The 18,518-nt window shown below is 76.9% G+C and carries 14 protein-coding genes; 7 read left to right on the top strand and 7 right to left on the bottom strand.

The genetic code is table 11. The features are described from left to right. Positions 1-20 precede the first annotated feature (20 nt). The 3 genes from NT8_RS11115 to NT8_RS11105 all read left to right on the top strand — a co-directional run bounded on the left by NT8_RS11115 (position 21) and on the right by NT8_RS11105 (position 2,973). The gene (locus NT8_RS11115; RefSeq protein ID WP_067967311.1) at positions 21-1,025 is read left to right on the top strand and encodes a cytochrome d ubiquinol oxidase subunit II; all 1,005 of its coding nucleotides are present in this window, start codon (positions 21-23) and stop codon (positions 1,023-1,025) included. Positions 1,026-1,454: 429 nt separating this feature from the next. Continuing rightward, complete coding sequence (locus tag NT8_RS11110) at positions 1,455-1,823, top strand: hypothetical protein (protein WP_067967309.1); 369 nt, start codon at positions 1,455-1,457, stop codon at positions 1,821-1,823. A 115-nt stretch (positions 1,824-1,938) separates the two neighbouring features. After that, positions 1,939-2,973, top strand: coding sequence for an FkbM family methyltransferase (locus tag NT8_RS11105; RefSeq protein ID WP_084468833.1), 1,035 nt, complete (start codon positions 1,939-1,941; stop codon positions 2,971-2,973). A gap of 299 nt (positions 2,974-3,272) precedes the next feature. On the opposite strand, the gene NT8_RS11100 is transcribed toward NT8_RS11105, so the two are convergent. Then, positions 3,273-3,572 carry a Dabb family protein gene (locus NT8_RS11100; protein ID WP_067967305.1) on the bottom strand — a complete coding sequence of 100 codons (300 nt, stop codon included), beginning with the start codon at positions 3,570-3,572 and terminating at the stop codon, positions 3,273-3,275. 471 nt (positions 3,573-4,043) lie between these two features. Between NT8_RS11100 and NT8_RS11095 the strand changes: the two genes are divergently transcribed. Continuing rightward, a complete protein-coding gene (locus tag NT8_RS11095; protein ID WP_067967303.1) occupies positions 4,044-5,231 on the top strand; it encodes a serine hydrolase domain-containing protein in 1,188 nt (395 codons plus the stop codon). Positions 5,232-6,099: 868 nt separating this feature from the next. Here the strand turns inward: NT8_RS11095 and NT8_RS11090 are convergent. The 4 genes from NT8_RS11090 to secA2 all read right to left on the bottom strand — a co-directional run bounded on the left by NT8_RS11090 (position 6,100) and on the right by secA2 (position 10,999). Further along, positions 6,100-6,369: a DUF6406 domain-containing protein gene (locus NT8_RS11090; RefSeq protein ID WP_067967358.1), complete on the bottom strand. Its 270-nt coding sequence runs from the start codon at positions 6,367-6,369 to the stop codon at positions 6,100-6,102. A 240-nt stretch (positions 6,370-6,609) separates the two neighbouring features. Then, on the bottom strand, positions 6,610-7,275 hold the full coding sequence (locus NT8_RS11085) for a response regulator transcription factor (RefSeq protein ID WP_067967302.1): 666 nt from the start codon (positions 7,273-7,275) through the stop codon (positions 6,610-6,612). After that, entirely contained in the window at positions 7,257-8,591 is a 1,335-nt protein-coding gene (locus NT8_RS11080) for a sensor histidine kinase (RefSeq protein ID WP_067967299.1), read from the bottom strand. Before NT8_RS11080 ends, NT8_RS11085 begins: the two co-directional genes overlap by 19 nt. Positions 8,592-8,680: 89 nt before the next feature. After that, a complete protein-coding gene (secA2, locus tag NT8_RS11075) occupies positions 8,681-10,999 on the bottom strand; it encodes an accessory Sec system translocase SecA2 (RefSeq protein WP_067967297.1) in 2,319 nt (772 codons plus the stop codon). Between the two features lie 374 nt (positions 11,000-11,373). Here secA2 and NT8_RS11070 point away from each other — a divergent pair, with 374 nt between their 5' ends. The 3 genes from NT8_RS11070 (at position 11,374) to NT8_RS11060 (ending at position 15,701) form a co-directional block, all read left to right on the top strand. After that, positions 11,374-12,951 (top strand): glycerol-3-phosphate dehydrogenase/oxidase, encoded by a 1,578-nt coding sequence (locus tag NT8_RS11070; protein WP_067967294.1) that lies wholly within the window; start codon positions 11,374-11,376, stop codon positions 12,949-12,951. A 93-nt stretch (positions 12,952-13,044) separates the two neighbouring features. Continuing rightward, the gene (locus NT8_RS11065; RefSeq protein ID WP_067967292.1) at positions 13,045-13,803 is read left to right on the top strand and encodes an ABC transporter ATP-binding protein; all 759 of its coding nucleotides are present in this window, start codon (positions 13,045-13,047) and stop codon (positions 13,801-13,803) included. Continuing rightward, entirely contained in the window at positions 13,800-15,701 is a 1,902-nt protein-coding gene (locus NT8_RS11060; RefSeq protein WP_067967290.1) for an ABC transporter permease, read from the top strand. Before NT8_RS11065 ends, NT8_RS11060 begins: the two co-directional genes overlap by 4 nt. Positions 15,702-15,744: 43 nt before the next feature. On the opposite strand, the gene NT8_RS11055 is transcribed toward NT8_RS11060, so the two are convergent. Together NT8_RS11055 and NT8_RS11050 are read right to left on the bottom strand one after the other, a co-directional pair. Then, positions 15,745-16,326, bottom strand: a complete 582-nt coding sequence (locus NT8_RS11055; protein ID WP_067967288.1) for a GTP-binding protein — start codon at positions 16,324-16,326, stop codon at positions 15,745-15,747. A gap of 652 nt (positions 16,327-16,978) precedes the next feature. Continuing rightward, positions 16,979-18,421: a uracil-xanthine permease family protein gene (locus tag NT8_RS11050; protein ID WP_084468831.1), complete on the bottom strand. Its 1,443-nt coding sequence runs from the start codon at positions 18,419-18,421 to the stop codon at positions 16,979-16,981. Positions 18,422-18,518 lie beyond the last annotated feature (97 nt).

Here is an 18,518-nt window from a genome sequence, read left to right as displayed (position 1 = left end):
CCCCGCTTTCAGGAGACCTCATGGAAACCGTTCCCGCCCTGTTCCTCACCGGCCTGATGGTGGGCTACTTCGTGCTGGCGGGGTGCGACATCGGACTGGGCATGCTGCTGCCGCACCTCGCCCGCACCCCCGCGGAGCGGCGCCGGCTGGTGGCGGCGGCGGCCCCCTACTTCCTCGGCACGGAGGTGTGGCTGGTCGGCGCGGTGGGGGTGGTCGCCGGCCTGTTCCCCGCGCTGAAGGCCGCGCTGGTGGCCGACCTGTGGCCGGTGCTGACCGCCCTGCTCGCGGGGTGGCTGCTCCGCGACGCGGGGCTGTGGTTCCGCTCGCGCGTGGCCGCGCCGGCGTGGCACCGGACGTGGGAGGCGGCGATCACGGCCGGGAGCTGGGTGCTGGCCGGCGCGTGGGGGCTCGTGGTCGGCGGGCTGCTGGCGGGCGGCTCCCCCGCGTCGCCGTTCGCGCTGGCGTGCGCGGTATGCGTCACCGCGCTGTTCGCCCTGCGCGGCGCGGCGTTCGGCGCCGAGCGGCTCGTCCCGCCGGAGGCGGAGCCGGTCACCGTGCCGGGGCCGCCGGCGGCGGGCGGCGGGGCGCTGCTGGTGGCGGCGCGTGCCGGGACCGCGGTGGACTCCGCGGAGGCCGCCGACGCGGCGGGGCGGGCGACGCGGGTGCTGGCGCGCGCCGCCCTGGCCGCCGGAGGGGTCGCGGCGGCCGCGGCCCTGATCACGGGCGCCGCGCCCGACCGCCCGGTGGCCGCCCTGGCGGCGGCGGCCGTGCTGGGCGCGGTCCTGGCGGCCACCGCCGGGCTGTCGGGGCCGCGCCTGTCGCGGCACACCTCGGCGCTGGCGATCGCGGTGCCGCCGCTCGTGGTGGCGGCGGCGGTCGCGCTGCCGGTGGAGCCGGTGCCCGGCGGCACCCTCGCCCTGGTCGGGTACGCACTGGCCCCGGTGGTGCCGCTGATGGTCCTGGGGCAGGTGTGGCTGTACCGGATGCTGCGCCGGCCCGCGCCGACGGCGGGGTTCTTCGCCTGAGGGCGGCGGATCGGTACGGCGACGGTTGCCGATCTCGGGTTGCGGGCATCTCCCACCATGCCGGTCCCGCACCGCGCCCGCCCCTCGGGCCGACCGGTGCGGACCGCGCCGATCCGCGTCTTCCACCGAGGAGGGACCATGCCCACGTCCACGCCCGCTCCCCCGCCCGGCGGCTGCAACTGCGGCTCCGGTTGCGGCTGCGGCTGCCAGAGCGGCGGCTCCTGCTCCTGCGGCGGCAACTGCGGCTGACCGCCGGCCGCACGGGCCGCCCCGCCCCCGGGGCGGCCCGACCCTTCGGCGGCTCCTGCCCGCCGGTGCGCCGCGCGGCGGCGCGCCGACCGGCCGACCGGCGCGACAATCCGTGACGGCGACGGTACGGTGGGCGACATAGGGCGAGTGTCGCTGAGCTGCGGCCCAGGGGGAGTTCCGATGTCGGTCTCGGACATGTTCGCGTCCCCGACGGGACAACTGGACGACCATGAGCGCCTGCGCCTCTTCATCGAGGGCGTGCGGGAACGCGCCGCCAAGGCGGTGCCGTGGTCGCCCGACACCGTCGGCATCCCGCCGCAGGCGGGCGAGAACGCCCTGCTGCGCATCAACGACATCGCGTTCTACGCCAACGCCCGGACCGAGGTGGCGGCGTTCGCCGACGTCTGCCTCACCCTCCTCGACCTGCACCGCCCGCGCGACGGCGGCGGACTGTCCAGCGGCGAGGCCCCGGCGGCGCGCCGGTGCCGGTGCTGCATGCTGCGCTGGCCGTGCCCGTCGGTGCGCGAGATGGCGCGCCTGCTGACCTGAGCGCGCGGCGCGGCCCGCCCCGGGGGGCGCGGCGCCGCGCGTGGCGTCCCGGCGTGCGGACCCGCGCGGGCTAGGGTGGCCACGTTCGGCATGTCCCCCGCCACGGAGAGCGATCATGGCCCAGCGCGTCCGGAACACCCCGCCCGCACCCCGTCCGCCCGACGCGGCCCCGGAGACCCCGGAGTCCCCGGAGGCCGCCGGGCCGCCCACCGATTTCCGGGCCACGGCGGTGGCGCGGCGCCGCAGCTGGTACGGCGCCAAGCGGCACGTGAAGCGGGTGCTCGGCTGGCGGCTGCCCAACCTGGCCATGCGCGCGGCCGTGGGGGTGGCGGCCCCGGGGCTGCGCGCCACCGGGCGGCTGCCCGTCCCGGCCGGCGTCCGGGAGGTCACCGGCCGGGTGGACGGGGCCGCGTACACGATGCTGGCGCCGGCGCGCTGCGTGGTCGCCAAGGAGCTGTACTGGGGCGGCGGCCGCCGCCCCGGGGCCGCCGACGACCTCGCGCTTCGCGTGTTCGCCGCCGTGGTGCGCGAGGCCGACGTCTTCCTCGACATCGGGGCCTACACGGGGCTGTTCACGCTGGCCGGGACGGCCGTGAACCCGCGGCTGCGGGCGCACGCCTTCGAGATCGTGCCCGAGGTCTACCGGGCGCTGTTCGACAACTGCGTGCGCAACCGGGTGCTGCACCGCACCACGCTCCACCACGTGGGGGTGGGCGATCCGGCGTCGGTCATCGCGATGCCGGTGCGCTCGGGCGACTCCGCGCTGCCCTGCTTCTACTCCGCGGCGCTGGCGTTCGACGACGGGGTGCCGGTGGAGGTGGTGGCGCTGGACGCGTTCGCCGGCGCGGTCCCCCAGGGCGGCCGCGCGGTGCTCAAGATCGACGTCGAGGGCACCGAGGCCGACGTGTTCGCGCACGGCGGCGGGTTCCTCGCGGCGCACCGGCCGGACATCCTGTGCGAGGTCCTGCCCGACGCCGACGCCGCGCCGCTGACCGCGGCGCTGGCGCCCCTGGGGTACCGGTTCCACCTGGTGGGTGAGCGGGCGCTGGCCCCGGCGGGGCCGCTGGCGGCCCACCCGAGGTTCCGCGACTGGTTCTGCACCACCCGCTCGGACGCGGAGCTCGCGGCGCTGGGGGTGCCGGTGGCGTGAGCCGCCGCGACGTCGGACGCCACCCGCCGGAGACGGGGCGCGATCCGTCTCCGGCAGGTGGCGCGTCTGCGCGTCCGGCGCGCGGCGGACCGGGGTCCGCCGGCTCCGCCGGGCATCGGGTCTGCCACCGACCGTAATACTGGAACACGTTCTAAGGCAACCCCCGAGGCCGAACCCGCCCCGGTGGCCGAGCGGACCGCGATCGGGGGCCGCGACCTGCGGCGGAGGGGGGCGAACCGCACCGACCTGCGTCGGGGCGGGTCGGCCGGAACACGATGCAGCCGGCGGTGCGGCCGGGGTCAGCCGTCGATACGGAACTGCACCGCGGCGCGGTCGGCCAGCAGGGGCAGGATGACCGCGAGCGCCGCCTGGTGGTCGGGGTGGTCGCGGTAGGCGGCGAACCCGTCGGCGTCGTCGAGGTCCGCGACGACCGCGAAGTCGTAGGTGCCGGGGCCGATCCCCAGATCGGGGCCGAACGCGTACGCGCGCAGTCCGGGGACGCGCGCCGGCAGGGGCGCGAGGGCCGCCTCGACCTCCGCGACCTGCGCGGGGGTGGTGCCGTCGGCCCAGCGGAAGAGGGCGATGTGTCGGAGTGCCATGCCCCGAACCTACCGGCGGGTCCGGCCGCGGGCGGCGGCCGGGCCGGTCGGCGCCCGCGGGGGGCGGGCGCGGAGCCGGGCCCAGGAGCGGGGGACAGCCCCTGGGACCGGCCGCGGTGCGTGCGCACGCGGCGTGGCGGCCTCCGGTGGTGCGAGCGGGGGCGGAGGGCCGGATCGCGCCGCGATCCGAGACGACGGTAGCCGCCGTCAGGTCACGCTCGTGGACGAATCAGGTCACTGAAATGTCTCGATTGGCGGCACAGTGGGAATTTCGCGGCCATTCTGACCTGCCAGGATAAACAGAACATAAGGCCGCGCGCCAGGGGTCGTCCGCCCCGAGCGGCCGTCCCTCTCCGGCGCCCCCGCCCGCCTCCGCTCGCCGGGGGCGGGTCGGGCGGCCCCACGCTGCTGTCATACAGTCGGTGCGGCCGGAGGACCCGGGGCGGCCGGGCGGAGCGGATGGGGGGCCGGATGGGGGACGTGGAGATCCACGGGAGCTGCGCGCCGGGGTTCGAGCGCGTGCACAAGGTCTTCGCCGACAACTTCGCCCGGGACCTGGAGACCGGCGCCGCCCTGGCGGTGTTCGTCGGCGACGAGCCCGTGGTGGACCTGTGGGCGGGCGCGGCCGACGCCGCGACCGGACGCCCCTGGGAGCACGACACGCCCTGCTTCGCGTTCTCCTGCACCAAGGCGCTCACCGCCGCCGCGGCCCTGCGGGTGGCCGAGCGCGGCGGGCACGACCTGGCCGCGCCGGTGGCTGAATGGTGGCCGGAGTTCGCCGCCGAGGGCAAGGAGGCGGCCACCGGCGAGGACCTCCTGGCGCACCGCGCCGGCCTGCCCGCGTTCGACCGCGACGTCACCGCCGCCGAGGCCGCCGACCCGGCCGCCATGGCGGCGCTGCTGGCGGCCCAGGCGCCCGCCTGGCCCCCGGGCACGGCGCACGGCTACCACCCGCTGACGTTCGGCTGGCTGGCCGGGGAGATCGTCCGGCGGCTCGACGGCCGCACTGTCGGCGCCTACGTCGCCGACGAGATCGCCGGGCCGCTGGGGCTGGACCTGTGGGTGGGCGCCCCCGACGACGTGCTCGACCGGGCCGCCCGGCTGACCACCGGCCCCACCGCGGCCCGGCGGCGCGGCCCCGCCGCCGCCGAACCCGGCGACGACCCCGTGGGGCGGATGACCCGCGCGGCGCGCGACCCCGGCAGCCTGTTCTCGCGGGCCTTCCGCGCCCCCGACATGTCGCAGGCGCCCGGCCGGTACAACAACCGGGACGTGCTCGCCGCCGGCTGGCCCGCCGCCGGGCTCATGACCACGGCCACGGCGCTGGCGGGCTTCTACCGCGACCTGCTCGCGGGGCGGATCGTCGCCCCCGGCACCCTGCGCGCGGCGGTGGAGCCGCGCTCCTCGGGGGAGGACCGGGTCCTGCACCTGGAGAGCACGTTCGGCCTGGGGTTCATGCGGCCGTCCCACGTGTTCGCCGTCCCCCGGGCCGCCTGGCCGGGCGCGTTCGGGCACACCGGCTCCGGCGGGTCGATCGGCCTGGCCGACCTGGAGCACGGGATCTCGCTCGGCTACGTGATGAACCGGACCGGCGTGGAGCTGTCCGGCGGCATCCGCGCCATGCGGCTGGTGAAGGCGGTCTACGACGGCCTGGGCTGAGGGTGCGCGGGCGGCCGGGTGCTTCCCCGGCACCCCGCCGCCGCGCGCGAGGTGGGTGCGCGTTCCGCCGCCGCCCCCGTGGGGCCGCGGAAGCGCGGGCCGCCCCCCGGGCCCGAAGGCCCGGAGGACGGATCCCGACCGGTCGGGGAGGTCATGCCACCGCTCGATGGCAGAGCATGCGGGGCATGTCGACCGGCCGGTTGCGTCCGTGTCCAGCGCACATCCGAGGAGCGGGCTCGGATGTACACGAACGCCACTTCGGTCCCGGTTCCGAGGAACCCGGACCGTTCCCGCTCACCGCTGATTCTTCCGGCCCGGGGCCGGGCGCGGCAGACCCAGGCCGGTCCTCAATCGCAGGTCGGCCGGTGGGTCCGTGGACCCACCGGTGCCCGGCCCGGCCCGCGCCGTACGGAGGGGTCCACCGGGCCGTCCGGCACCCGCCGGCGGCGGCGGGAGCGCGCGCCCGCTGGTCGCGGCCCCGCCCCGGGCGCCCGGCCGGGCCCGGGTCCAGGGCCCCCGGACCCTGCCCGCCAGGGGGCCCGGCAGCCGATCCGCGACCCCGGCCGCGGCCGGACCGCCGATTGCGCGGCCCGGACTCCCCCGCCCGCCCGACTTCGGCGCCCCGGCCGCCGGTCCGGCCACCCCGGCGCCCGCGCGCGGCCACGGCGGCGGGCCGGCTCGGGGCGGGGGCATGGCTCCGGCCCCGGTGGCCGGGGCCGCCGGGGCCGGAGTCCCACCGCGGCCGGGAGGGGGTCCGCCGCGGGGTTCGGGGTGCTACCGAATTCGCAGATGACGCAACCGATTCGTCGCGTCGCCGTCTGTCACCGCATTCCGGAATTACCGGGCACGGTATTACGGATGACCCCCATCAGCTCACCCGCGTCGTGATGAGGTAGGCGTCCGGCGATTCCGCGTCGACGATCTCGGTGACCTTCCAGGTCTGCCCGCCGACCGTGAAGGTGTCGCCGATGCGGACGTCGATCATTCCCGTACGCCGCCACTCGGCGGGGCCGCCGAGCTTGGCGACGGACCTCCCGTCGTCGTCCACCCAGAAGCGGCCGCCGCCGACCGGGCCACCGGAGAACCGGTCGTTGCGCCCATAGGTGATCTTCTCCTGCGCCCCGACTTCGTGAGCCACGTCCGACACTTCTCCCGTCTTTCGGATGAGCCATGGCCGGGCACACCGAAAAAGCATGCGTCGCCGACCCGGACGCATATGCGGATTCCCCGAACTTTACATCCCTCCAAAGCAATTGCATAAGGACGTTCGACTCTTTCCACGTTCGAATGCCCGGAGTAGCCGTGAATATGCCGCCGGAGGCGTCGGCCCGCCCGGCGGGCGTGGCCGGTCCCGGACGCGGCGGATCCGCCGGGCGGGTCAGGAGGCGCCGCCGCGCAGGTAGGCGAGGACGGCGAGGACCCGCCGGTTGACGTCGTCGTCGGGCGGCAGGTCGAGCTTGGCCAGGATGTTGCCGATGTGCTTGCCCACCGCGGCCTCGCTGACGTAGAGCCGCCGGGCGATGGCGGTGTTGGAGTGCCCCTCGGCGATCTCGCCGAGCACCTGGCGCTCGCGCTCGGACAGCCGCGCCAGCGGGTCGCGGCGGCGGCGCAGGAGCTGGCGCACCACCTCGGGGTCGACCACCGTTCCGCCGCCGGCGACCTGCCGCAGCGTGCGGGCGAACTCCTCGACGTCGGCCACGCGCTCCTTGAGCAGGTAGCCGACCCCCCGGCCGTCGTGGGAGTCGAGCAGGTCGGCGGCGTAGCTCTGCTCCACGTACTGGCTGAGCGCCACCACGGCCAGGCCGGGGCGGTCCCGGCGCAGCCGCACGGCCGCGCGCAGCCCTTCGTCGGTGAACCCGGGGGGCATCCGGATGTCGGTGACGACCAGGTCGGGGACGTGCTCGGCGGCGGCCGCCTCCAGGGCGTCCGCGTCGCCGACGGCCGCCGCGACGGTGAACCCGAACCGGCGCAGCAGCCCGGCCAGGCCCTCGCGGAGCAGGACCCCGTCCTCGGCCAGCACGACGGTCAGGGGGTGCGGTTCCACGGCAGCTCCACTCGGATGCGGGTCGGCCCGCCGGGCGGGCTGGACAGCAGCATTCTGCCGTTCGTCACGGCCAGCCGGTCGGCGAGCCCCGTCAGCCCGGTGCCGGCCGCGGGGTCGGCGCCGCCCCGGCCGTCGTCGGCGACCTCCAGCACGAGCGTCCGGTCGGCGGCCCGGGCGGACACCGCCACGGCGGTGGCCCCGCTGTGCCGGGCGGCGTTGGTCAGCAGTTCGGCGGCGACGAAGTAGGCGGTGGCCTCGGCGTGCGCGGGCGGGCGGGCGGGCAGGTCCAGGTCCAGCCGGACGGGCACCGGGCAGCGGTCGGCGAGGTCGGGCAGCGCCGCCGCCAGCCCCCGGTCGGTGAGCACCTGGGGGTGGATGCCGCGGATGAGTTCGCGCAGCTCCGCGAGGACCAGCTTGGCCTGGTCGTGGGCCGCGGCGACCTCGGCCGCCGCCGGGGAGTCGGCGGGCAGGTCGAGCCGGGCCAGGCCCAGGCGCATGGTGAGGGCGACGAGCCGCTGCTGGGCGCCGTCGTGCAGGTCGCGTTCGATGCGCCGCCGCTCGGCCTCGAAGGCGTCGACCAGCCGGGCCCGGGACCGGGTCACCTCCACCAGTTCGGCGCGCAGCGCCTCGGGCTCGTGCCGGTGCAGCAGCGCCCGCGCGAGCGCGCCGTGCGCGCCGGCCCACAGCGCCAGCAGGTAGGGCGCCAGGGCGAGCAGCGCGACGCCGAGCAGCGCCACCGGGACCGTGTCGGCGGGGGTCGCGGCGCGCACCGGGCCGAAGGTCACCGGCCCCTCGTCGGCGGCCACGATCAGCGGCGCGGCCGCCAGCAGCAGCGGCAGCAGCACGGTCCAGAGCATGGCGCCGGCCACCGCCGCCAGCGGCGGCAGCAGGAGGGTGTAGCCGAGTTCCCGCCACGTCGCGGGCTCGGTGTAGCGGGTGCGCAGCCACGCCCACGGCCCGGGGGCGGGCGGGCGGCGGTGCGGGGCGGCCGCGGGCCGGGTGTCGACCAGGCGCAGCCGCAGGCGCTCCACCGCCGCCACGGGCAGGGCGAGCAGCGGGCCGAACCCGCCGACGAGTGCGGCGCCGACCGCCAGCAGCGGCACCCAGGTGGCCGCGTCCGGCAGCGGGCGGGCGTCGGCCACCATGGACGCCAGGACGGCCCACGGCAGGACCAGCACCAGCAGCGGGACGGCGGCGGCCAGCCCCACGACCGGTGTGGTGGCGGTGTACAGCGCCGAGCGCCAGGGCCAGGCGCCCACCGGGAACGTGCGCCGGGGCAGGGCCTGGAGAGGGGTGGCGGGAGGGGGCTGCGGCATAGGGGAACGCTACGCGGCGGACCCGGACCCCCGGGACCGGCCGGGCCGTAGTCCCGGGGGTAGGGATGGCCCCACCCCCGGGGCGGCGGTCAGGCGGGGTCGGCGCCGTCGGGGCGGCCGCGCGGCCCCTTGAGCTTGCCGACGACGGTCTCCAGCAGCGAGGAGAACGGGTGGTCGTGGACCATGTAGGTCCAGGTCATGGACGGCCGCTTCACCCCGAGGTCGGCGACGTCGATGGTGCCGTCCTCGCCGGCCTCGGCCTCGGAGAACGTCTCGGCGGCCCGGCGCCGGGCGTCGTCCAGGAACCCCTTGAACTCGGGCACCGCGTCGCGGTTGAACTCGTCCAGCGGGTCGCGGCGGCCCAGGAAGCGCAGGTGGATGCCCTCGCGCAGCTCGGCCAGGAACGCGTTGTGGTCGGTCCAGCCCCGGTCGAGGTGGTACAGGGTGATGAGCCGGGCGGCGCGGGCGACCTCGTCGCCGCCGGCGGCCTCGACCAGTTCGGCGTGGTGCTCGGCGCGGTCGATGGCGAGCTGGCGGTCGCCGAGGTCCTGGGTGAGCACGGCCTCGCGGTGCTCCAGCACGACGCTGCGCTGCACGTCGATGAGCTTGTTGTACCGCCAGGTGTTGCGGTGGATGTCGAGGAGCTGGCCCTCGGAGACCCGCTGCGCGTGGTCGACCATCTGCAGCCAGTTCGGGTCGGTGATCTCGCCGTCGCCGGCGGCCTCGTACCCGCGGGTCTCGGGGGCGTTATTGGCGACCAGGTCGTCCTCGACCGAGACGAAGAACCGGGAGCTGCCGGGGTCGCCCTGGCGGCCGGCGCGGCCGCGGAGCTGGTCGTCCAGGCGGCTGGAGGGGTAGCGGCCGTAGCCCATGACGTAGAGGCCGCCGGTGCCCACCACGCGCTCGCGGTCGGCCATGTCGCTGCCGCCCAGGCGGATGTCGGTGCCGCGCCCGGCCATCTGGGTCGAGACGGTGATGGCGCCGTGGGTGCCGGCCTCGGCGATGACGGCGGCCTCGTCGGCGTCGTTCTTGGCGTTGAGGACGACGCACTCCAGCCCGGCGTCGGCGAGGCGCTTGGCGAGCAGCTCGGACTCGGCGACGTCCTGGGTGCCGATGAGGATGGGCCGGCCCTCGGCGTGGACCGCGGCGACCTCCTCGACCAGGGCGTCCTCCTTCTCCTCGCGCGTGGCGTAGAGGCGGTCGGGCTCGTCGGTGCGCACGCACGGCTTGTTCGGCGGGATGACCGCCACTTCCAGCTCGTAGAACTCGCGGAGCTGCTCGGCGACCGCCATGGCGGTGCCGGTCATGCCGCAGCGCGTGGGGTAGCGCAGGACGAGCGCCTGCACGGTGATGGAGTCGAGGACCTCGCCGGTCTCGGAGACCTCGACCTTCTCCTTGGCCTCGACGGCGGCCTGCAGGCCGTCGGGCCAGCGCTGGAGCAGCGCGATGCGGCCGCGGGACTCGTTGATGAGCCGGACCTCGCCGTCGCGCACCACGTAGTGCACGTCGCGCTGGAGCAGCACGTGCGCGTGCAGGGCGAGGTTGACGCGCGGCAGGACCGAGGTGTCGTTCTCGTCGTAGAGGTCGACCCCGCCCAGCGCCTTCTCGACGGCGTCGATGCCGGTGTCCGTGAGCTGGACGTTGCGGCCCTCGTGGTCGACCTCGTAGTCGGTGCCGGGGCGCAGGGCGCGGACGAGGTCGGCCATCTCCAGGTCGGCGTCGGAGCGCTCGGCGGCGCCGGCCAGCACGAGGGGGACCCGGGCCTCGTCGACGAGGACGGAGTCGGCCTCGTCGATGATGGCGATGTTGGGCTCGGGCACGACCCGGTCGGCGACGTCGGTGACCATGCGGTCGCGCAGTACGTCGAAGCCGAGTTCGCTCACCGCGGCGTAGGTGATGTCGGCCGCGTAGGCGGTGCGGCGCTCGTCGGGGGTGGACTCCTCGCCGATCCAGGCGACGGCCACGCCGAGCATGTCGTAGAAGGGGCGCATCCACTCGGCGTCGCGCCGCGCCAGGTAGTCGTTGACGCTGAGCACGTGGACGCGCTGGCCGCGCAGGGCGAACCCGGCGGCGGCGAGGGCGCCGGCGAGGGTCTTGCCCTCGCCGGTGGCCATCTCGGCGATGTGGCCGTCCAGGAGGGCCATCACGCCGAGCAGCTGGACGTCGAACATGCGCTCGCCGAGGGCGCGGCGGGCGGCCTCGCGTCCGGTGGCGCACAGCTCGACCAGGTCGTCCCGTTCGTAGGGGAGCTCGGCGTTGCCGAGCTCGGTGGCCTTCTCGGTGAGCTCGGCGTCGCTGAGTTCGCGCAGCTCGGGCTCACGGGCCTCGATGGATTCCAGGAGCTTGGTATAGGGCCGCAGATCGACCGCGCCGGGCTTGCCCAGGAGCCGGCGGACGCTTTCAGCCATTCGTCCGAACACCACGCCAGGGTAACGCCGTCCGCGCCGGAGCGGTCCCCCCGCGCGGCGGCCGTTTCCGGTGGGGCCCCTGCGGCGATGGCGAACCGCGCGTGGCCGGGCCGCACGCCGGACGGGCGGGGACCGGCGGAACCCGGCGCCGGGCGCGGTCGGAGCGCCGGCGCCCGGAACGGGGACGGACCTGCGCCGCCCCCTTGCCACTGGCGTGCGGCATTGTCGTACGATGGACGACAATAGGGCGACGTCGCTCGGCGGTACGGGCCGGCGTCGCCCGGCCGCCGCCTCCGCCGGCGGCCCCGCGGGGGCGGGCCGCCGGCGGAAGGTCCCCGGCCGCCCACCCGCCCCGGACCGCGAAGGAAGGCCACGTGACCACCACCGCCCCGACGCCCCAGCACCTCCACGACGCCCGGCCGCGCATCCGCGCGGAACTCACCCGCGGCACCTTCGACCTCCTCGTCATCGGCGGCGGCATCCTGGGCACCTCCGTCGCGTGGATGGCCACGCAGGCGGGCCTGCGGGTGGCCATGGTCGACGCCGGCGACTTCGCCGGCGCCACCTCCAGCGCCTCCTCCAAGCTCGTCCACGGCGGCCTGCGCTACCTGCAGACCGGCAACGTCCGGCTGGTCGCCGAGAACCACCGCGAGCGGCGCGCGCTCGCCGGATCGGTCGCCCCCCACCTGGTCAACCCGATGCCGTTCCTCGTCCCCGTCTACAAGGGCGGGCCGCACGGCGCCGCCAAGATGGGCGCGGGCGTGTTCCTCTACTCCGCCCTGTCCGCGTTCGGCGACGGCGTCGGCCGGGTCCTCACCCCCGCGCACGCCCGCCGCCTGGCGCCCGCGCTGTCCACCGACGGCCTCAAGGCGGTCGCCGCCTACCACGACCACCAGATGAACGACAGCCGCGTGGCGATCATGACCGTGCGCGCCGCCGTCGACGCGGGCGCGGTCGTCCTCAACCACGCCCGCGTCGAAGGGCTGCGCACCACCCACGGCCGGGTCAGCGGCGCCGACCTGCGCGACACCGCCGACGGCACCGAGTTCGGGGTGAACGCCCGCCTCGTGCTCAACGCCACCGGCCCCTGGGTCGACCACCTGCGCCGCATGGAGGACCCCGCGGCGGCGCCCAGCGTCCGGCTGTCCAAGGGCGCGCACCTGGTGGTGAAGGCCGACCGGCCGTGGCGGGCCGCGCTGACCATCCCCATCGACCGCTACCGGGTGTCGTTCGCCATCCCGTGGGAGGACCACCTGCTCCTGGGGACCACCGACGAGGAGTACACGGGCGACCCCGCCGACGTGGGCGTGCTGCCCGCCGACGTCGACCAGATCCTCGGCGAGGCCGGGACCGCCGTCGACGCCGCCCAGCTCGACCCGGCCAAGGTCGTCTACTCCTTCGCCGGGCTGCGGGTGCTGCCCGGCGGGCCCGGCGGCACCAGCAAGGCGCGGCGCGAGACCGTGGTCTCGGTCGGCCGCGGCGGCATGCTGTCGGTCGCGGGCGGCAAGTGGACCACCTACCGGCACATCGGCCGCACCGTGATCGAGCGGCTGCGCCGGGAGCCGTCGGTGCCGCTGGCCGAGGACATGAGCCCCACCCTGCGCACCGTGCCGCTGCCCGGCATCGGCCGCCCGGAGGCCGTGGCGCACCGGCTGATGGCCGACCAGGAGCCGCCCGCGCGCATGGACCCCCTGGTGGCGCGGCACCTCGCCACCCACTACGGCAGCGTCGCCCTGGACATCGCCGAACTCGTGCGCGCCGACCCCGCCCTGGGCGAGCGCATCCACCCCGACGGCCCCGACATCTGGGCGCAGGCCGTGCACGCCCGCGACCACGAGTGGGCGGTCACCGTGGACGACGTGCTGCGCCGGCGCACCACCGTCACCGTCCGGGGGCTCGACGACGACGGCGTCCGCGCCCGCGTCGCCGACCTGCTCGGCCGCCCCGCCTGACCCCGACCCCCACGGCCGGGGTGGGGCCACCCCCACCCCGGCTCGGGGGCCGCGCCCCGTGCCGCGGCGCGCCCCGCCCGGTTGGCTGGGCGCATGCACACGAACAACGCCGTGGAACTGTGGCGGCTCACCCGCGCCTACGGGGCGCGCGACAGCCGGGTGGTCGCGCTGGACGAGGTCACGGCCGGCTTCCCGGCGGGCTCCTTCACCGCGGTCATGGGCCCCTCCGGGTCGGGCAAGTCGACCCTGCTGCACTGCGCCGCCGGGCTGGACCGGCCCACCTCCGGCCGCGTCGTGGTCGCCGGCACCGAGGTCGGCACCCTCTCGGAGAAGCGGCTCACCCGGATGCGGCGCGACCGCATCGGGTTCGTCTTCCAGGCGTTCAACCTGGTCTCGGCGCTCAGCGCCGAGCAGAACGTCGGCCTGCCGCTGCGCCTCGCCCGCCGCCGCCCCGACCCCGCCGCGGTCCGCGCGGTGCTCGCCGCCGTCGGGCTGCGGGGCCGCGAGCGCCACCGCCCCGCGGAGCTGTCCGGCGGCCAGCAGCAGCGGGTCGCCATCGCCCGCGCCCTCATCACCCGCCCCGAGGTGCTGTTCGCCGACGAGCCCACGGGCGCGCTCGACAGCGCGTCCTCGCGGACCGTGCTGGAGCTGCTGCGCGGCCTGGCCGGGACCGACGGCCCCGCCCCGCGCACCGTGGTCATGGTGACCCACGACCCGCTCGCCGCCTCCTACGCCGACCGGGTGCTCTTCCTCGCCGACGGCCGGCTGGCCGGCGAGATGGCGGCACCCACCCCCGAACGGGTCGCCGCGCGGCTCGCCGGGCTGGAGACCGCGCCGGCGGGTGCCCGGTGATCGGGGTCGGGCTGCGCACCCTCCGCGAGCGCTGGACGTCGCTGCTCGGCACCTTCGCGATGGTCGCCCTGGGGGTCGCCCTCGTCGCGGCGCTCGGCCTGGTCATGGCCGCGGCGGACGCCGACCCCGGCGACCGGTGGGAGGGACTGCTGTCGGTGCTCGGCATGATGGCGATGCTCACCGGGTTCGTGTCGGTGTTCGTCATCTCCTCGACCTTCGCGTTCTCCGTCGCGCAGCGGCGCCGCGAGTTCGCCCTGCTGCGCGCGCTCGGCGCCGCGCCGCACGCCATCCGCCTGGTGCTGCTCACCGAGGCGCTGGTGGTGGCCGCCGCCGGGGGGCTGCTGGGCTGCGCCCTGGGCGCGCCGCTGGCCGGGCTGCTGGTGCGGGTGCTGGCCGTGCTCGGCGCGCCCGAGGACGCCGAGATCGGCTACCGGACCGCGCCCCTGGTCCTCGCCTTCACCATGGGCCTGGTGGTCACGGTCATGGGCGTGTGGGCCCCGGCGCGGCGGGTGCGCCGCGTCCGGCCGATCGAGGCGCTGCGCGACGCCTCGGTCGAGCAGGGGGCGATGACCGCGGGGCGCTGGGTGCTCGGCGTGGCCGCCGCCGCCGGTACGGCCGCGGTCGCCCGGGTCGCCGTCGTGGACACCGGCGACGGGGCGGTGCCGCTGGCGCTGCTGCTCGGCATGGGGGCGATCACCGCACTGGCGTTCCTGTCGCCCGTCGTCGTGCCGGCGCTGGCGGCGGCGCTGACCTGGCCGGTGCGGTTCCTCCCGGGGGCCGGCCCGATGCTGGTGCGCGAGGGGATGCGGGCGGGCGTGCGGCGCACCGCCGCCCTGGCGGCGCCCGTCCTGGTGACCATCGGGCTCGCGGGCTCCCTCATGGCCGTGGTCATGACCACCTCGGCCGCCGCCGCGCGGTCGATGGCCGCGTGGACCGACGCCGACCTCACGGTCTCGGCGGCCGGACCCGAGGGGCTCACGGCCGCCGAGGTGGACCGGATCGCCGGCGTGCCCGGGGCGGCGGCCGTGCCGGTGCGCGCGGTCGCGTTCGGGGTCGCCGACGGGACACCCGGCACCGTCCCGGCCCTGACCGCCGACGGCGCGGCGCTGGCCCGCGCCATCGACCCCCCGGCCGCCGACGGCGCGTTCCGGGCGGTGGCGGACGGCGGGATCGCGGTCGACGTGCTCCAGGCCGACGCCCTGGGCTGGGCGGTGGGCGACCGGGTGGAACTGGAGCTGCCGGGCGGGGTGCGCGCGCGGACCCATGTCGGCGCCGTCCTCGCCGAAGGGCTGCACAACGGGCAGGTGTACCTGCCCGCGTCGCTGCTGGGCGACGAGCCGGAGGGGCCGGTCCTGTTCGCCTACGTCGACGTCGCCCCCGGCGCCGACGCGGCGGCGGTCGCGGCGGCGCTGGAGGACGCGGTGGCCGGCAGCGGGGCCCGCGTCGACCCGGTGGGCGCCATCGAGCCGGGGCGGCAGGAGAACGACCGCATGGTGGTCCTGTTCGGCGCGGTCATGCTGGGCACGGCGCTGCTGTGCTCCGGGCTGTCCATCGCCAACACGCTGGTCATGGCGGCGTCCGACCGGGTCCGCGACCTCGGCGCGCTGCGCCTGGCCGGGGCCGGACGCGGCCAGGTGCTCCGGCTGGTGGCGGCGGAGGCGGTGGCCGTGGTCGGGGTGGGCACGGTCCTGGGGCTGGCCGCCACCGGCACCGTCCTGCTCACCCTGCGCTCCGCGCTGGGCCGCGGGCTCGGCGGCGCGGCGCCCATGGCGGTGTCGTGGGAGGCGCTGGCCGCCATCGCCGCGGTGTGCGCGCTCGTGGCCGTGCCGTCGGCGGTCGCACCGGCGTGGGCGGCGACGCGCGGCCGGGTCGCGGCGCCCAACGGGGAGCGCGGGTAACGGCGCCGCGCCCGCGGGCGCGGCATCGGGCGGACGGGCGGGGTCAGTGCACGAGCTGGCCCCGCTGCCGGGCCTCGACCGCCATGGCGTGCTTGACCAGGGTCACCAGCGTGGTCACCACCGACTGGCGGTCGCGGGCGTCGCAGTCCGTGATGGGGACCTCCGGCGGGAGGTCCAGGGCGTCGCGCAGCTCCTCCTTGGTGTAGCCGTGGTCCTGGTCGAAGGAGTTGACCGCGATCACGAACGGCAGCCGGTACTGCTTCTCGAAGTAGTCCAGCGCCTGGAAGCAGTCCTCCAGGCGGCGGGGGTCGGCGAGGATGACCGCGCCCAGCGCGCCGCGCACCAGGTCGTCCCACATGAACCAGAACCGCTGCTGGCCCGGGGTGCCGAAGAGGAACAGGGTGAGGTCGGTGTCGAGCGAGATCCGCCCGAAGTCCATGGCGACCGTGGTGGTGGTCTTGTCGGGGGTCTGGGACAGATCGTCGATGCCGGCGCTGGCGGCGGTGACGGCCGCCTCCGTCCGGACCGGGGGGATCTCCGAGACCGCCCCGACGAACGTCGTCTTCCCGACACCGAATCCGCCGGCGACGATGATCTTCGTGGAGAGTTTCGGTGACTCGTTCACTGGGTCTCTGGTTCCTCACGACGCTGGCGCGAAGGCAGGGTGCTCCCGACCGGGATCCCCTGCCGTTACGGGGATGCGGGCCCGCGCGCGGCGAGCCGACTACACCACGGAGTGAACCTAGCACCGCCCCGATCCGCCAGGCGCCCGCCCCGTGACCGCACCGCCGGGGACGAGCCGGCGGCGGGACGGCTCCGCGGTGTCGGAGGGGGGTCGGCCGGTGCCGCCTCGTCCGCGCGGGTCCCCGGGGCGCGGACCGCAGCGGCCGGGAGCACCCGCGAGGCCCGGGGCCGCCGCGCGGCGGAGGGGGTCGCGGCCGTCCGGCCGAGTGGAGCGCCGTTCGCCGGGGACGCCGTCGGCGATGTGGATGTGCCGATCGTACTCGTCCGTAGCGCCGGTGTCCGCCGGTTCCGGGTGTTGCCGTTCCGGGGCCGGTGCCGCCGGCCGGGCGCGGGCGTCCGCGCGCCGGGCCCGGCGGCGGGGGTCGGCCGCCCGGCGCGCCACCGCCCCGGCGAGCGCGAACGCGGTCCCGGCCCCCGCCGGCGGCCGCGCCCGCGCCCGGGGCGGGGCCGCCGCGGGCGGGCCGGTCCGGTGAGGTCCACATCACTCGGCGGCCATCGGCGGGGCGCCGGACGCCCGGCGGCCGAGGGCCGCGTCAGCGGCGCGCGGCGCCCCCTCCGGCGGAGTCGGGGGCGGGGCCGTCGGGGTCGCGGACGGCGTCGACGCCGGTGCCGAGCACCACCCCGGCGCCGCCGGCCGGCTCGCGCGGCGGCCCCAGGGGGCGCGGGCGCAGGTGCGGCGGGGCCAGCCGGTGCAGCGCGTGGTAGCCGACCAGGACGAAGACCGTCCCCAGGGCGATGCCCTCGATCGCGAAGGCGTCGGTGAACGCCAGGCGCACCCCGCCGATCCCGGCGACCAGTCCGGCGGCCAGCGGGACGAGCACCACCGGGTTGCCGAAGTCGACCCGGTTCTCCACCCAGATCTTGGCGCCGAGCAGGCCGATCATGCCGTACAGGACGACGGTGATGCCGCCGAGCACGCCCTCGGGGGTGGCGGCGACCAGGGCGCCGAACTTCGGGCACAGGCCGAACAGCACGGCGACCAGGGCGGCCACGTAGTAGGCGGCGGTGGAGTAGACCCGGGTCGCCGCCATCACCCCGATGTTCTCGGCGTAAGTGGTGGTGGGGGCGCCGCCGACCGCGCTGGACAGCGAGGTCGCCAGGCCGTCGGCGAACAGCGCCCGGCCCATGTAGGGGTCCAGGTCGTCGCCGGTCATCTCCTGCACCGCCTTGACGTGGCCGGCGTTCTCGGCGATGAGCGCGATGACGGCGGGCAGCGCCACGAGCACCGCCGAGGTCTGGAAGTCGGGCGCGTGGAACTCGGGCAGGCCGATCCACGCGGCCTCGCGCACCCCGGAGAGGTCGACGCGGGGGGCGGTCCCGCCGTCGGGCAGCGGCGCGGGGCCGACCGCGAGGTCGAGCAGCCACGACAGCGCGAAGCCGAACACCAGCCCGAGCAGGATGGTGACGCGGCCCAGGAAGCCGCGCAGCAGCACCCCGGCGAGCACCACGAACGCCATGGTGGCCAGGCCGGTCCACGGGTCGTAGGGCCAGTAGCTCTGGGCGACCACCGGGGCCAGGTTGAACCCGATGAGCATGACCACGGCGCCGGTGACCGCGGGCGGGAACGCGGCGAGGACCACGCGGGGGCCCAGCAGGTGGACCACCGCGCCCGACAGGGCGAGGACGATCCCCGCCACGCACACCGCGCCGGTGATGAGGGCGGGGTCGGCGCCGCCCGGGGAGATGACCGCCGCGGCGCCGACGAACGACGCGCTGCTGCCCAGGTAGCTGGGCACCCGGCCCTGCACGATCAGCAGGAACAGCACGGTGGCCAGGCCGGACAGCATGATCGCCAGGTTGGGGTCGAGGCCCATGAGCACCGGGAAGACGAAGGTCGCGCCGAACATGGCCACCACGTGCTGGGCGCCGAGGCCGGCGGTGCGGCCCCAGGACAGCCGCTCCCGGGGGCCGACCACCTCGCCCGGTGGCGGGGCGCCGCCGTCGCCGTAGAGCTTCCAACCCAGGCCGAGGTCCACTGCCGCCTCCACTCACCACGTGTCCGGCGTGCCGGGTGCCCCGCTGTCGCCGGGCCGGCGGCACCCGGCGAGGGGTGCCCGGGGGGGGGGGGGGGGG

Origin of the sequence: Nocardiopsis trehalosi NBRC 14201, from assembly GCF_001552555.1 — a bacterium.
GTDB classification, from domain to species: domain Bacteria; phylum Actinomycetota; class Actinomycetes; order Streptosporangiales; family Streptosporangiaceae; genus Nocardiopsis_B; species Nocardiopsis_B trehalosi.
Note: the sequence above shows the minus strand (reverse complement) of the source record. Positions and strands in the feature narration are given on the sequence as shown.